This is a genomic window from Citrobacter sp. Cpo065, assembly GCF_030332805.1.
Classification (GTDB): domain Bacteria; phylum Pseudomonadota; class Gammaproteobacteria; order Enterobacterales; family Enterobacteriaceae; genus Citrobacter; species Citrobacter portucalensis.
The window spans coordinates 545,244-558,766 of the sequence record NZ_JAOWHC010000031.1 but is presented as its reverse complement, the minus strand read 5'-3'; the positions used below and the strand labels follow the sequence as shown (position 1 = coordinate 558,766).

The 13,523-nt window shown below is 52.9% G+C and carries 11 protein-coding genes; 4 read left to right on the top strand and 7 right to left on the bottom strand.

Annotation, left to right across the window (positions count from 1 at the left end; translation table 11 throughout):
- Window positions 1–271: 271 nt before the first annotated feature.
- Both lplT and aas read right to left on the bottom strand, forming a co-directional pair.
- Entirely contained in the window at window positions 272–1,465 is a 1,194-nt protein-coding gene (lplT, locus tag OGY68_RS13790) for a lysophospholipid transporter LplT (RefSeq protein ID WP_008785713.1), read from the bottom strand.
- Window positions 1,458–3,617, bottom strand: a complete 2,160-nt coding sequence (gene aas, locus OGY68_RS13785; protein ID WP_057067431.1) for a bifunctional acyl-ACP--phospholipid O-acyltransferase/long-chain-fatty-acid--ACP ligase — start codon at window positions 3,615–3,617, stop codon at window positions 1,458–1,460. The genes lplT and aas overlap by 8 nt, the downstream gene beginning before the upstream one ends.
- Window positions 3,618–4,214: 597 nt before the next feature.
- Between aas and galR the strand changes: the two genes are divergently transcribed.
- The gene (galR, locus tag OGY68_RS13780; protein WP_048215625.1) at window positions 4,215–5,243 is read left to right on the top strand and encodes an HTH-type transcriptional regulator GalR; all 1,029 of its coding nucleotides are present in this window, start codon (window positions 4,215–4,217) and stop codon (window positions 5,241–5,243) included.
- 13 nt (window positions 5,244–5,256) lie between these two features.
- Window positions 5,257–6,267 (top strand): LacI family DNA-binding transcriptional regulator, encoded by a 1,011-nt coding sequence (locus tag OGY68_RS13775; protein WP_008785715.1) that lies wholly within the window; start codon window positions 5,257–5,259, stop codon window positions 6,265–6,267.
- Between the two features lie 78 nt (window positions 6,268–6,345).
- Here OGY68_RS13775 and lysA read toward each other — a convergent pair whose 3' ends face one another.
- Window positions 6,346–7,602, bottom strand: a complete 1,257-nt coding sequence (gene lysA / locus OGY68_RS13770; RefSeq protein ID WP_057067432.1) for a diaminopimelate decarboxylase — start codon at window positions 7,600–7,602, stop codon at window positions 6,346–6,348.
- Window positions 7,603–7,720: 118 nt separating this feature from the next.
- Between lysA and OGY68_RS13765 the strand changes: the two genes are divergently transcribed.
- A complete protein-coding gene (locus OGY68_RS13765; RefSeq protein WP_008785717.1) occupies window positions 7,721–8,656 on the top strand; it encodes a LysR family transcriptional regulator in 936 nt (311 codons plus the stop codon).
- Here OGY68_RS13765 and OGY68_RS13760 read toward each other — a convergent pair.
- Window positions 8,628–9,335 carry an aspartate/glutamate racemase gene (locus tag OGY68_RS13760; RefSeq protein WP_057067433.1) on the bottom strand — a complete coding sequence of 236 codons (708 nt, stop codon included), beginning with the start codon at window positions 9,333–9,335 and terminating at the stop codon, window positions 8,628–8,630. The genes OGY68_RS13765 and OGY68_RS13760 overlap by 29 nt on opposite strands.
- Before the next feature lie 141 nt (window positions 9,336–9,476).
- On the opposite strand from OGY68_RS13760, the gene OGY68_RS13755 reads away from it, so the two are divergent.
- Window positions 9,477–9,803, top strand: coding sequence for a cupin domain-containing protein (locus OGY68_RS13755; protein WP_048225407.1), 327 nt, complete (start codon window positions 9,477–9,479; stop codon window positions 9,801–9,803).
- 106 nt (window positions 9,804–9,909) lie between these two features.
- Here OGY68_RS13755 and araE read toward each other — a convergent pair whose 3' ends face one another.
- From araE to kduI, 3 genes are all read right to left on the bottom strand, one after another.
- A complete protein-coding gene (gene araE, locus OGY68_RS13750; RefSeq protein ID WP_057067458.1) occupies window positions 9,910–11,328 on the bottom strand; it encodes an arabinose-proton symporter AraE in 1,419 nt (472 codons plus the stop codon).
- A gap of 315 nt (window positions 11,329–11,643) precedes the next feature.
- Window positions 11,644–12,405, bottom strand: coding sequence for a 2-dehydro-3-deoxy-D-gluconate 5-dehydrogenase KduD (gene kduD, locus OGY68_RS13745; RefSeq protein ID WP_003033923.1), 762 nt, complete (start codon window positions 12,403–12,405; stop codon window positions 11,644–11,646).
- A 57-nt stretch (window positions 12,406–12,462) separates the two neighbouring features.
- Window positions 12,463–13,299, bottom strand: a complete 837-nt coding sequence (gene kduI / locus OGY68_RS13740) for a 5-dehydro-4-deoxy-D-glucuronate isomerase (RefSeq protein ID WP_008785720.1) — start codon at window positions 13,297–13,299, stop codon at window positions 12,463–12,465.
- Window positions 13,300–13,523 lie beyond the last annotated feature (224 nt).

Sequence of the window (13,523 nt, the reverse complement as noted above, 5' to 3'; positions counted from 1 at the left end):
CAGGCCTACAAAGTAAGCATCCTGTAGGCCGGATAAGGCAACGCCGCCATCCGGCACATTCATAGCATGCTCATCTCGAACCGTGACGATTAGCGCCTGATGGCGCTGCGCTTATCAGGCCTACAAAGTGAGCATCCTGTAGGCCGGATAAGGCAACGCCGCCATCCGGCACATTCATAGCATGCTCATCTCGAACCGTGACGATTAGCGCCTGATGGCGCTACGCTTATCAGGCCTACAAAGTGAGCATCCGGCAACAGCATACAACAGACTAATGGCGGCGCTGCCAAATCCACAGTGCCGCAATCGCCAGCGCAAACAGCGCACCAAATCCAATACCAATCGCAACAGCCGGGATCCCCACCAGCACCGCCAGTGAGTAAATACCGAGCATCAACAGCATCGCGCTGTTTTCGCCCAGGTTTTGCACCGCTATCGCATTACCCGCGCCGACGCTTTTCTTACCCCGTTCCTGCAGCAACGCATTCAGCGGTACCACAAAGAAGCCACCCGACACGCCGATAAGCATCAGCAATGCGTAAGCCGGAAGCAGCGAATGTTGAAGAGAGAAAATCAGCACCACGACGCCAATCAGGATCCCCGCAGGCATACAGCGCGACACGGTTTCCAGCGTTACGAGCTTCGCTGCCGCACCCGCACCGACCACAATCCCGATCGCTACCATGGCATTGAGGTAGGTCGGCGTGGCGTTATCGGTGATGCCGAGCGCCACCGGGACCCACAGCACCAGCAGAAAACGCAGCGTAACGCCCGCGCCCCAAAAAAGGCTGGTTCCGACCAGCGAGAAACGCGTCTCGCCATTACGCCACAACGATGAAGCCGCACAGAAGAAACTGCGCGTCATTTTCCCCAGATGCCAGGACTGGCCAGGACGAGCCGCGGCCAGTTTCGGGATATACAGGTTAGCCACCACCGCGCCAGCATAGGCCAGGGCACAGGCAGAAAGCGCGGCAATCACGTGCCAGTCGGCCAGAACGCCGCCGGCGACAGAACCGAGCAAAATCGCGGCAATGGTGGAGGCTTCCATCAGACCGTTAGCCTTCACCAGTTTGTCGCCGGTAGTCAGTTCACCGAGAATGCCGTACTTGGCCGGTGAATATGCCGCCGCACCGATCCCCACCAGCGTATACCCAAGAAACGGATTAATGCCGAAGCAAATACTCGCCGCGCCCAGCAGTTTCAGAGCGTTCGCGAACATCATCACTCTGCCTTTGGCAAAGCTATCCGCCACCTGTCCCACAAAGGGAGCAAACAGAATGTAAGCGCCCACAAACACCATTTGCAGGATTGGCTGACTCCAGTCCGGATAGAATTGTTCTTTCAGCAACGCCAGCGTAGCAAACAGCAACGCATTATCGCCAAACGCCGACAGAAACTGCGCGGCGATAACGGACATCATCCCTTTGGACCAGATTGAAGTGTTAGTGTGCACTGACTCACTCATGTTGTTTTTCCGGCTCATCGACCCAGCTTTTCAGCGTAACAAAATCCGGCTTACCGCTGCCGAGTAAGGGGAGTTGCTTCAGATGGCGAATATCACGCGGTACGGCGAGTTCAGGTACACCGTGCGCCCGCGCATACTGCTGTAGTTTTTCACGTGTCAGCTCGCTGTCGGTAGTGAACAGCACCAGCGCCTCACCTTTGCTGGCATCACTCTTGATCGCCGTGGCGTGCATTTTGTCTGCGGATACCGCCAACGCCAGTTGCTCAACCATTTCCAGCGAAACCATCTCTCCGGCAATTTTAGCGAAACGCTTAGCGCGCCCCTGAATCTGTACAAAGCCGTTTTCATCAAAGCGCACGATGTCTCCGGTGTCATACCAGCCGCGCTCAATCTCACCTTGCGCATTCTCTGCTGTCGGCACTTCCAGCACGCCAGGTTTTTCGACGCGCAAATAGCCGCTCATAATATTAGGACCTTTCAGCTGTAAACGCCCACCGTCCTCAATTCCCGGAACGGCCAACAGTCGAGCATCCATACCAGGCAAGATGCGCCCTACCGTTCCCGATTTTGCCGCCATTGGTACGTTAATCGACACAACCGGCGCACATTCCGTCACGCCATAGCCTTCAAGAACGCGCAGGCCAAATTTCTCCTGCCACAGCTGCTTTGTGCTGTCCTGAAGTTTTTCCGCTCCCGCCACCACATAGCGCAGGCGGTGGAAATCGTACGGATGCGCAAAACGCGCGTAGTTGCCGAGGAACGTTGAAGTACCAAACAACACGGTGCAATTCCGGTCGTATACCAGCTCTGGCACAATGCGGTAATGCAGCGGGCTGGGATAAAGAAACACTTCTGCGCCAGTCAGTAGCGGCGTGAATAATCCCACCGTCAGGCCAAAGGAGTGGAACAGCGGCAGCGCCGACATAAAACGGTCATCGGCGGTGAAATCGGCAATCGTTTTGATCTGCTCAACGTTCGCCAGAATGCTTTTATGACTGTGAACCACACCTTTCGGATGGCCTTCTGAGCCAGAAGTAAAGAGGATCACCGCAGCGTCTTCCGGCTGCTGCTTCACCTGCGCCAGATGCGGTGCCAGCAGATGTGAGAAAATCCACAGCTTATCGCTGAAGGTCACATCAGCTTTTAAGTCTTCCAGATAAACCCAACGCACCTGGGTGAGCTGTTCCGGTAAATGCCAGAGTTTGCCTTTATCGAGAAACTGTCGGGATGTGAAGATCGTTTTAATTTCAGACGCAGTAATGGCGCTGGTTAATCCTTTCACGCCCGCGGTGTAGTTCATCATGGCCGGAATGCGTCGACGCGCAATGGCGCCAAAAATAACCGCCGCGCTGATCCCCGCGTTTGGCAGCATCAGGCCGATTTTTTCACCTTCGACGCTGTATTTTTCCAGAATACGGGCCACAAAGAGCGTCTTTGTCAGCAGTTTGCGGTAGCTGTCCGGGGTAAAGTTAACATCTTCAATGCAGTTTTTGCCTGCGCCAAAACGGTATTTCGCCGCCAGCAGCGACTCGTATAGCGTTTCACGCGGACGAACCGCCATGCGTGCTTCCATCATAATTTGATGCAGCATCTCTCCGGCAATTTTGCGGCGATCGCGAGCACGCGGTGCTTCCGGCATCGGCAGTTGTGTCGGCGGTAGGATATGTAAGCGGATGCGCGGGAAGAATCGCTGTTTAACCAAACCTTTCAGGCGGCTAAAGTGGGAAAGCTCCGCGCCTTCAATGCGCACAGGAACGACCGTCGCCCCAGACTTTGCGGCAACAAACCCCGCGCCGTCATAAATTTTCATTAACGAACCGGACGTCGAAATACGTCCTTCCGGGAAAATAACCACCGGACGGCCCTGTTCGACCAGACGAACCAGATGTTTAATCGACATCGGTTTGGTTGGATCTAACGGTACGAAATCAATCAGCGGAGTTAGCCAGCGCATATACCATTGCTGGCTGATCGAGGTGTAAACAGCGAAGACGGGACGAATCGGTAAAAAGAGCGCCAACAGGATGCCGTCTATAAATGAGACATGGTTGGGAGTGATTAGAACGCGTTCTCCCTGTAGCGCGCTGACATCGCCCGTGACGCGAACGCGGAAAAGCACGCGAAACAGATTACGAAAAAAGCCAAATAGCATCTCAACTCCCTGTGCCATTAATTATATAAACATCAATGGTGGGAGAGTATACGAGTTGGGGAATGGGCGCGACAGGTAACTGGTAAATACAATCCGAAAAAAAACCTGCGCATCCGCGCAGGTTGGTGCAAGAGACAGGTACGAAGTGCGTACCGAATAATCTCACCAATCAATACCTCTGGGATCTTGATTGTGGTCGTCAGCAGCCAGATACGCCAGTGCGAAAACGCAAAGGAATGAACCCAAATGCAACGAGTTGTGTAAATTATCGGTTACTGTTACAGATAGGCTGAAGGTAAAAAAAAACCTGCGCATCTGCGCAGGCTGGTGTAATTCTAGTGATCAACCCGAAAGTTGATTTCACCTATCAATACCTCTGGGATCTCAACTCTAGCAATCTGCTCAGTTCCCTCACCAGCGAACAATCGCAACAGCACATCGCAAAGTGTAAGCAAAAATTAGCATTTTCTATTTTCTGTCTTACTTCGCTCGTGTGCGCTCACATTTGCGACGTTCTGACGGGCAATCTGCTTGAACAGCCAGCCATTTTCCGTAACACTGACGGAATGTAAGCGTTTACCCACAACAGGTACTATCATGGCGACCATAAAGGATGTAGCCCGACTAGCTGGTGTATCAGTCGCCACCGTTTCTCGAGTGATTAATGATTCCCCTAAAGCCAGCGAAGCATCGCGCCTGGCCGTAACGAGTGCAATGGAATCACTCAGCTACCACCCCAACGCCAATGCGCGTGCGCTGGCACAACAATCCACTGAAACCATCGGTCTGGTGGTAGGTGATGTGTCCGATCCATTTTTTGGGGCAATGGTTAAAGCAGTCGAGCAGGTGGCGTATAACACCGGTAATTTTTTACTGATTGGTAACGGCTACCATAACGAACAGAAGGAACGACAGGCGATTGAACAGCTCATTCGCCACCGCTGCGCAGCCCTTGTTGTCCACGCAAAAATTATCCCGGATGCTGAGCTGGCATCACTCATGAAGCAAATCCCCGGCATGGTATTGATTAACCGAATTCTGCCGGGATTCGAACAACGTTGCGTTGCCCTTGATGACCGTTTCGGCGCCTGGCTCGCGACCCGACACCTCATTCAGCAGGGCCATACACGCATTGGCTATCTGTGCTCCAATCACACGATTTCAGATGCGGAAGATCGTCTGCAAGGCTATTACGACGCGCTGGCAGAGAGCAATATTCCTGTCAGCGATCGACTGGTAACGTTTGGTGAACCAGATGAAAGCGGCGGTGAGCAGGCCATGACAGAGTTACTTGGCCGTGGCAAAAACTTCACTGCGGTAGCCTGCTACAACGACTCAATGGCGGCTGGTGCCATGGGCGTATTGAATGATAACGGCATTGATGTGCCGGGAGAAATCTCGCTGATTGGTTTTGATGATGTGCTGGTTTCCCGCTACGTGCGCCCGCGTCTGACCACGGTGCGCTACCCGATCGTGACGATGGCAACCCAGGCTGCCGAACTGGCGCTCGCGCTGGCGGAGAAGCGTCCCGTGCCTGAAATTACCCACGTTTTTAACCCAACTCTGGTGCGTCGCCATTCCGTTTCGACGCTGACAGAGCCGGGGAATTCATCGTCAAACGAATAACCAGGATAGCGTTATGACTACGATGTTGGACGTTTCACGACACGCAGGCGTCTCAAAAGCGACCGTTTCGCGCGTACTGAATGGCACGGGTCAGGTAAAAGAGAGCACGCGCCAGAAAGTGTTTAAGGCCATGCAGGCACTTGATTATCGGCCTAATTTTTTAGCGCGCTCTTTGGCAAACCGCACCAGCAACAGCATTGGTCTGGTAGTTTCCACATTTGATGGATTCTACTTTGGCCGCCTGCTGCAACAGGCTTCACGCCAGACGGAATCTCACGGCAAGCAGTTGATCGTCACCGACGGACACGACACACCAGAGCGTGAGCAGGAAGCCGTGCAAATGCTGGCGGACAGGCAGTGCGACGCCATTATTCTCTATACCCGCTATATGAGTGAAAAGGCGATTATGTCGTTGATGAACAGCATTGCTATGCCCTTGCTGGTCATCAACCGTGATGTCAGCCAGGCCCGCGATCGCGCAATTTTCTTTGAACAGGAAGACGCGGCCTATCAGGCGGTCAATTACCTGATCTCCCAGGGCCATAGCGATATTGCTTGTATCACTGTGCCAGGTCATACGCCTACCGGTAAATCCCGCCTGATGGGGTATCGTAAGGCGCTGGAAAAAAACGGTATTCCCTGGGATCCCGATAAGGTCAAATACGGCGACTCCACGATGACGCGAGGCTATGAGGCCTGCCGTGAACTGCTGGAGGAAGGGGTAAAATTTAGCGCCCTGTTCGCCTGTAACGATGACATGGCATTAGGCGCATCAAAAGCGTTACATCAGGCCGGGCTGAGGATCCCAACGGACGTCTCACTGTTTGGTTTTGATGATGCGCCCAGCGCCAAATGGCTGGAGCCGGGGCTGTCTACCGTTTATCTGCCGATTGATACCATGATAACCACGGCAATCGACCAGGCTATCCGGCTGGCCAACGGCGAGAGCGTCGAGCCAATCCCACCGTTCACCGGCAAACTGGTACTACGTGACTCAGTAACGCTCGGGCCATACTTTAAGTAATCAAATGCCGGATGGCGGCGCAGTTAATCTTGTAGGCCGGATAAGCGTAGCGCCATCCGGCATTTCACAGCGCTGTAATCAGATTAATTCCAGCGCTAACAGCTCATTAATGGTCTGGCGACGGCGAATCAGCCGCGCCACGCCGTTATCGAACAAAACTTCCGGCAACAGCGGACGGCTATTGTAGTTTGACGACATTGACGCGCCGTACGCCCCGGTATCATGCAGCACCAGATAATCGCCCGGCACCACCGCAGGCAACAGACGGGTTTCCACATTTCCGCCTTCCTGCTGGGTAAACACATCGCCAGATTCGCACAGCGGCCCGGCTACCACGGTTTCCCGTTGCGGTGTGTGCTCCAGAGAGCGACCATCTCCTGCCAGCGCGGAGATATGGTGATAACTACCGTACATGGCCGGGCGCATTAGATCGTTGAAGCCCGCATCGATCAGCACAAAGTGGCGGCTACCCATCTCTTTAACGCTACGCACCTGCGCCACTAACACGCCAGCTTCCGCGACCAGAAAACGACCTGGCTCTATCTCAAGCGCGACCGGGTGACCCAGGTGTTTAGCAATCTGTTCACGCGCAGCGTTCCACAATCCAAAGTAGTGATCGGTATCGATCGCCTCTTCGCCTTCGCGATACGGGATTGATAAACCGCCACCCGCGGAGATCGCCTCCAGATCCTGGCCAAATTCAACCACCTGGCGCACCATCGCACCGCACACCTGCTCCAGATGCGCATAGTCCACGCCGGAGCCGATATGCATATGAATCCCCACCAGCTTCAGCTTATAGCGCTGAATCACCTCCAGCGCCGCGGGAAGATCGCTATACCAGATCCCGTGCTTGCTGTTTTCGCCGCCGGTATTGGTTTTCTGACTGTGCCCATGCCCAAAGCCAGGGTTTACGCGTAGCCACACGCGATGGCCCGGCGAGACCTGGCCCAGTTGTTCAAGCATATCCACCGACCCGGCATTTACCGGAATGCGCAATTCATGCACCCGCGCGAGCGTCGCTTCATCAATCATATCGGCGGTAAAGACGATTTCATCTTTCCCCGGTACGAAGCCTGCCGCCAACGCACGTTCAATTTCGCCAAGCGAGACGGAATCAACCTTCACGCCCTGCTCGCGCATCAGGCGCAAAATATGAATATTCGAACATGCCTTTTGGGCGAAACGCACCACGTCAAACTGACTCAATTTGGCAATCTGCCCGCGGATAATCTGCGCATCATAGACCCACACCGGGCAGCCGAATTCGGCAGGCAGGCGTAGCAGGTTGTCGGCGGTCAGGTCAGTGTCAGTACTATTGAGTGGGCGTGGCATGGTGTGCTCCGGTATTGGCTTTTTTATGATTACGCCACAGCCCGAAAAGAATAAAAAATATCGTTTTATCGTGAGTCTATGCAAAAATGATATGGATTGATTCATTCGAGGATTGCCCATGCCCGCCGTTAACCTGCGACACATCGAAATTTTTCACGCCATCATGACGGCAGGCAATCTGACAGAAGCCGCGCGCATGCTACATACCTCGCAGCCCACCGTCAGCCGGGAACTGGCCCGATTCGAGAAAGTGCTGGGATTAACGCTGTTTGAACGTACGCGTGGCCGACTGCACCCAACCGTGCAAGGGTTACGTCTGTTTGAAGAGGTGCAACGTTCGTGGTATGGCCTGGACAGAATTGTGAGCGCCGCCGAAAGCCTGCGCGAGTTTCGCCAGGGCGAATTGTCGATTGTTTGCCTGCCGGTATTCTCACAGTCTTTTTTACCGCCGCTGCTGCAGCCATTCCTCGCACGCTATCCACAAGTCAATATTCAGATAGTGCCGCAGGAGTCACCGCTGCTGGAAGAGTGGCTGTCGGCGCAGCGCCACGATCTGGGGTTAACGGAAACGCTGCATACGCCTGCCGGAACGAAACGCACCGAATTGCTGGCGCTGGATGAAGTGTGCGTGCTGCCGCAGGGCCATCCGCTGACTAAGAAAGCGGTGTTAACGCCGCAGGATTTTCAGGGAGAAAACTACATCAGCCTGTCGCGCACCGACAGCTACCGTCAGCTACTGGATACCCTGTTTAATGAGCACCAGGTGAAGCGCCGCATGGTGATTGAAACCCATAGCGCCGCTTCAATTTGTGCAATGGTACGGGCAGGCGTGGGGATCTCGGTGGTGAACCCACTGACCGCACTGGATTACGCCAGCAGCGGAGTCGTTATCCGCCGCTTCAGTATTTCGGTACCCTTTACAGTCAGCCTGATTCACCCGCTTCATCGCCCCGCCTCGGCGCTGGTTGATGCTTTTACGGCGCATCTGCAGGCCCATCTACCGAGGCTTATTGACCCGCTGGAGGCTATTTTGCATCCACAGCCGAAAGCATAAACGCCACCGCATCTTGCGCATGGATTGCCGCGGTGTCGAAAACCGGTAGTGGGCTTAGCTCGGTGGGAACCAGCAGACCAATCTCGGTACAGCCAAAGATAACCCCTTGCGCCCCCTGTTTCGCCAGTTGGTCGATGACGCCCAGGTAATAGTCGCGGGAAGCCTCGCTGAACTTACCGAGACACAGCTCGTCGAAAATAATCTGGTTTATTTTCTGACGATCATCAGCTTCAGGGATCAGCGTGCTAATGCCGAATTCAGTCTGTAAACGCCCGCGGTAAAAATCCTGCTCCATGGTGTAACGCGTACCCAGTAGCGCCACGTTGCTCATTTGCTGCTTTTGTATCGCCCGCCCCGTCGCGTCGGCAATATGCAGAAACGGCACATCACAGGCGCTTTCAATCGCCTCAGCAACTTTGTGCATGGTGTTGGTACACAGCACAATTCCTTGCGCCCCGGCTTGCTGTAGCCCGGTGGCGGCCTGCGCGAGGATCTCACCGGCTCGCTGCCAGTCACCGCTTGACTGGCAGACTTCAATCTCGTGAAAATCCACGCTGTGCAACAGAATCTGTGCCGAATGCAGGCCGCCCAGACGCTGTTTTACGCCTTCATTAATGAGTCGATAATAAGGAATGGTAGATTCCCAGCTCATACCGCCTAACAGACCGATCGTTTTCATCATTTCCCCTGACTCGTTGTTGTCTCTCCAGTGAACCAAAGATGTGATCAACTTTCCACATCTGTTGGCGTGCATTTCTTTTTTTAATTTTCTAATATAGCTTTAATGAAACATTGTTTTAATTAATTACAGGAAGGCCGGATGTTTATTTTTCATAAAGAGACCACGCTTGACGATCTGGGCAATGGCGTTACCCGGCGTATTCTTGCTCACGACGGTAACATGATGGCGGTTGAGGTGAACTTCGAGCAAGGCGCAATCGGCCCGATGCACAATCATCCGCACGAGCAGCTGACTTACGTGTTGTCCGGTGAGTTTGAATTTACCATCGGCGAAGAAAAGCATATCGTTAGGGCGGGCGATACCCTGTATAAACAGCCCAACATTATGCATGGCTGCGTCTGCTTAAAACCGGGAACGCTGCTGGATACCTTTACCCCAATTCGCGAAGATTTTCTGCACGGGTAAGGTGCTAAATAAAAAAACCGGGTCGCGTTGACGCTTTCCCGGCCTATAAGAGACTCCACTCGCAGGCCGGATAAGGCTGAACCGCCATCCGGCATGCTTGTCTGACTTACACCCCAATATCTCTTAACTTCTCGCCTGCCATCAGCTTACGTTCGATATGCTCCAGCGTGACGTTTTTGGTTTCTGGAATCAGCCAGAACGTGATGCCAATAAACACGACGTTCAGCGCAGTATAGAGCCAGAACGTACCGGCGGCGCCAATGCTGTCGAGCAGCGTCAGGAACGTTGCGCCAATGATCATGTTCGACACCCAGTTGGTGGTGGTGGAGCAGGTAATACCAAAATCACGGCATTTCAGTGGCTGAATTTCCGAACACAGGATCCACACCACCGGCGCGGCACTCATCGCATAGCCTGCAATACACATCATCGTCATGCCAACTGACAGCCAGGATAGCCCACTGGAAGCCGTGCCGTTATCAAACTGCATCAGGCAATAACCAAGCACCAGCGTCCCGATAGCCATTACGCTAAAACCAATTTTCAGCGCCGGTTTACGTCCTGCTTTGTCGACCGTGAAGACGGCAATAAAGGTGGCGAACATAAACGTTAAGCCAACTACCAGCGTGGCAATCATCTGCTGCTCTGTGGTGGTAAAACCCGCCATTTTAAAAATGCGCGGCGCGTAGTACATGATGATGTTCATCCCGGTGAACTGCTGCATCGCCTGCAGTAACATTCCGAGGAAAACCGCGCGACGCACGTTACGGTTAATTTTAAACAGCGCCCAACCACCCTGCTTCAGCTTCAGGCTTTCACGGATTTCGTTCAGCTCATCGCGGGCCTTTTCTGACGTATCACGCAGCATACGCAGTACTTCTTCGGCTTCGATGTGGCGACCTTTTTCCGCCAACCAGCGCGGGCTGTTGGGCAAGAAAATAACCAGAATAATCAGCAATACAGCCGGAAGCGCCAGCACGCCCAGCATAGCGCGCCAGTTACCGCTGTAGCTGAACGCGGTGTCGGACAAAAAGGCCAGAACGATGCCCAGCGTCACCATCAGCTGATACATACTGATCATCTTGCCACGCACATTTTCGCTGGCCATTTCAGAGAGATAGAGTGGTGCGGTGTAAGACGCGATCCCCACCGCTACGCCCAGCACCACGCGAGCAAAAATGAGCATTTCTACGCTGGAGGCAAACGCCGAGCCCAGAGATCCGACGACGAAAAGGATCGCGCCCGCCATCAGGCTGTATTTGCGCCCCAGGCGGAATGACAACCAACCGTTAAACAGCGCACCAATTGCCGCACCCAGCATCATGCTGCTTACCACCCACTCCTGCAGGCGGCTGGTCAACACAAAGTGATCGGTGATAAAAGGCAACGCGCCAGCAATCACGCCAATATCCAGGCCGAATAACAACCCTGCGACAGCCGCAGAGATAGAAACAAACATATTCATACGTCGCGTATCGCGCACTGGGCGCGGCGCTAAAGCAGCATCATTATTTATTGAGACCATTTTTTCCTGCCAGATACAGAGTAACCATGCCATTGAAAGTAAGGGATCCCTTGCAGGAAGCGTCAGGCGGGAAACGGCAAAAATATGGATTAAATAGCTACACCACATGGTTATGTGATGGATATTCCAATTTTAAAATTTACCGACAATCACTCAATTAAATTTAATTTGTTGATATTAAAGTACATTAAAAACAATAAATTTATACGTATGAAATTTAATATGGAATAATTTATAACCACAATATGGATTTTATTAATCCGAATATAAAAAAACCCTGCCAGAGGGCAGGGTTTAACGGTTCTGGAAAGTGAATTAACGTGCCAGCCAGCCGCCATCTACTGCAACGGTATAGCCGTTGATATAGTCAGATGCGCTGGACGCCAGGAACACGACAGGCCCCATCAGGTCGCTCGGTAAACCCCAACGACCCGCCGGGATACGATCGAGGATCTCTGCGCTACGTTGCTCATCAGCACGCAGCTGTTGAGTGTTATTCGTCGCCATGTAACCCGGTGCAATCGCGTTGACGTTGATGTTATGTTTTGCCCACTCGTTCGCCATCAGACGGGTAACACCCATTACGCCGCTTTTAGATGCGGTGTAAGACGGCACGCGGATCCCGCCCTGGAAGGAAAGCATAGAGGCGATATTGATAATTTTGCCGCCGTTACCCTGAGCGATAAAATGCTTCGCCGCAGCCTGAGACATAAAGAACACGCTCTTAATGTTCAGGTTCATCACGTCGTCCCAGTCTTTTTCGCTGAAATCGATCGCATCGTCACGACGGATAAGACCCGCGTTGTTGACCAGAATATCGATATGGCCGAATTCTGCCACTGCGCGCTCCAGCAGCGCCGGAATACCATCGATTTGACGCAGATCGGCGGTCAGGCTTAAAAAACGGCGGCCCAGTGCGGTCACGCGTTCGATGGTTTCTGTCGGTTCAACAATATTGATACCGACGATATCGCAGCCCGCTTCAGCCAGGCCCAGCGCCATACCCTGACCCAAACCTGTGTCACAACCGGTCACAACGGCGACTTTACCTTCAAGAGAGAATGCATTCAAAATCATTGTAAATCCTTAATTTTTTATAATGCCCGCCGCAGCAGGCACGGCTGTCGCCCGCAACTAGCGCAGATCTTTTACTGCAACATGGTCCATATCATCAAAGACCTGGTTTTCGCCGACCATGCCCCAAATGAACGTATAAGCTTTTGTGCCGACACCGGAGTGAATAGACCAGCTTGGAGAAATCACCGCCTGCTCGTTGTGCATCACAATATGACGCGTTTCCTGAGGCTGACCCATCATGTGGAAGACGCAGGTGTCTTCTTCCATATTGAAGTAGAAATAGACTTCCATACGACGTTCATGGGTATGACACGGCATGGTGTTCCACAGGTTACCCGGAGCCAGCTCAGTCAGACCCATGCTCAACTGGCAGGTTTCCAGAACATCCGGCACAAAGTATTTGTTGATGGTACGACGGTTACTGGTGAGGTTATCGCCCAGCGTCACTGGCGCAACGTCTGCAGGCGTGACTTTCTTAGTTGGGTAAGTCGTGTGTGCCGGCGCGCAGTTGTAGTAAAACTTCGCCGGTTTCGCCGTATCAATACTGGCGAATACCACTTCTTTTGCCCCTTTTCCGACGTACAGCGCGTCGCGATGACCAATTTCATAGCACTGGCCGTCAACGGTAATCGTGCCCGGGCCGCCGATATTGATCACACCCAGCTCACGACGTTCGAGGAAATAGGTTACGCCCAGCTGTTTGCCGACTTCGCCACCCACAGAGACGGTTTTGGCCACTGGCATAATGCCGCCAACAATGATGCGGTCGATGTGACTGTAGACCATGGTGTATTCATCTGCGACAAACACTTCTTCGACCAAAAACTCATTACGCAGCCCCTGAGTGTCCAGGGTTTTCGCATGCGCACTATGGATACTTTGTCTTACGTCCACATTTACCTCCAGTGATAAATTGACCGTGAATGCTTAAACGAATAGCAAAACGCTGTTCCGTTTTATCTTATGCGCTCATGATATCCCTCCCTGAATGTGTTTTCAATTATAACTAAAACGATGTTTCACTTTTTCCGCATCTTATTATCAAAAGTGTAAGTGCGATCACGCTAGCGCATATAAATCGCAAAATTTGTTTCAATAAAATCATTTAAAACAATTAG